Origin of the sequence: Arthrobacter sp. 9V, from assembly GCF_902506065.1 — a bacterium.
In the GTDB taxonomy this organism is placed as follows: domain Bacteria; phylum Actinomycetota; class Actinomycetes; order Actinomycetales; family Micrococcaceae; genus Arthrobacter.
On sequence record NZ_LR733046.1, the window covers coordinates 1 to 1,671 of the forward strand.

Below are 1,671 nucleotides of genomic sequence, written 5' to 3' on the forward strand. Positions count from 1 at the left end.
GTTCTCGAGGGCGTTCGTTGACGCGGTCGATGACCTGCGGATCCAGCGCGGCAGTACGACGCCAGCCCTGATCACGCAGGCTGGGTTCAGTCGCGGCTACTACTACAAGCGCACCCGCGGCGAGACCTCGTTCAACACGAACGACGTGCAGACGATCGCCGAAGCGCTCGGCGTCTCCGTGGGCGAGCTCCTGGCGCCGGCCATCACCGAGATGGAACGGCTGCACGCTCCCCGGGATGAACGCCTGGAGCCAGCACTTCTCGGCTACCGGCTGCGGAAGCTTGTCGCCCTCCACGTCGCTCGCACCCCTGCTCCCCCGGTCGACCGTGCGGTGCGCGCTGCGTTGGCGAAGCGCGGACGGCTTCTGGCTGGTGCCGACTGGGAACGGCTCCTCGCCGGCGAGCCCACAGACGTGACGAGTGACGACCTTCGTGCGATCGCGGACTTCTTCGACGTGCCCTCGGAGTACCTGCTGCGCATCGCACTCCCCGGTGTCGTCGATCTCGTCGACGCGCGGCTGGAAGTGGAGATCGCCTTGGCAGAGACTGGTGTTGGGATCGCCGCGCGCTCGGTCAACGCAGCATCCGCGGCCGAGCTCCTGGCGATTGCCGAAGCGATCCGCGCCGCGGCGCCGACCGAGCGGGGAGGTACCGAATGAAGAAGATCCGAACGCAACGACTCACCACTCAGCTTGCTGAGGACGCCATCGCCCGGCTATCCCTGCCCGCCGGCCCGCTCACCTTTGAGACGCTGAGAACGGCCGTTGCCACCTGGCTCGGTAAGCCGCTCATCATCGACCCGCTGAACTCACTCCCTCCGCGTGACCACCCCGCGAGCGTGACGGGCTTGTACCTCGACACTGCAGACGCCGGATGGGTGTACTTCCACCCTGACGACCCCCGCCTCTACCAGCTGTTCGTGATCCTCCACGAGTTCATGCACATTGCCGCAGGCCACGGAGGGTGCCACGTGCCCGTCGAGGTCATGGAACGGGGCTATGCCGGCGTGACCGCGGAGATCACCGCGGCACGTGCCCGCGTGCCGGTGCGGACCTCCCTCGAGGATGCTGGCGCTGTCGACGTCGAAGAGCTCGTAGCCGAGCGTGGAGCGATGCTCCTGCTCGAGCGCCTCCAGAAGTCCACGCTGTCCGCAAGCGAGGAAGCCTTCGCGTGATCCCAGCTGCGTTCTGGGCTGCCGTTGGACTCCTGCTCCTCCGCGTCAATGCGATCGGTAACGCAGCGCGCCGTCCGGCGTTCCTTGCCGCAGCGCTGGCCGTCGTCGGCATCGCCACGGTGGGCGTCGTCTGGCCGGTCGAACCCCTCGATGCGCTCCTAGGCGACGTCAATGCCATCGATCTGATCCAGGTACTCGCAGCCACTGCAGCCTTCTGGTTTCTGCGGGACGCCACACGCGCTCACGCTGGCTCGGAGGCCCGGTCACGCCTGCCCATCCTGATCGCCGTGCTCGTTGCGGAGACGGTCACCTTCATGGCGATTCCCGATCACAACGGGGAACCGACGACCTACATCCACGAACACTTGCAGTACCCGGCCACGTGGGTGCACATCGTCATCTACCTGGTCGCGATGGGCTGGTTCGCCGCCGATTCCATCGGCGTGCTCCTGCCCCAGCCCCGCGGCGTGAACATCCTGCTCATCATTGGCTTTGCGC

General features: G+C 66.8%; 3 protein-coding genes. All 3 read left to right on the forward strand.

Annotated features, from left to right (window positions below; all coding sequences use genetic code 11):
• A partial coding sequence (locus BACI9J_RS23680; protein ID WP_159736748.1) for a hypothetical protein occupies positions 1-658 on the forward strand: 658 nt, incomplete at its 5' end.
• Positions 655-1,173, forward strand: a complete 519-nt coding sequence (locus tag BACI9J_RS23685) for a hypothetical protein (protein ID WP_159558286.1) — start codon at positions 655-657, stop codon at positions 1,171-1,173. The genes BACI9J_RS23680 and BACI9J_RS23685, both read left to right, overlap by 4 nt.
• A partial coding sequence (locus BACI9J_RS23690; RefSeq protein WP_159736749.1) for a hypothetical protein occupies positions 1,170-1,671 on the forward strand: 502 nt, incomplete at its 3' end. The genes BACI9J_RS23685 and BACI9J_RS23690, both read left to right, overlap by 4 nt.

Coding starts and splice junctions, on each gene's coding strand:
- BACI9J_RS23685 (WP_159558286.1), top strand. CDS start 655: ATGAAGAAGATCCGAACGCAACGACTCACCACTCAGCTTGCTGAGGAC.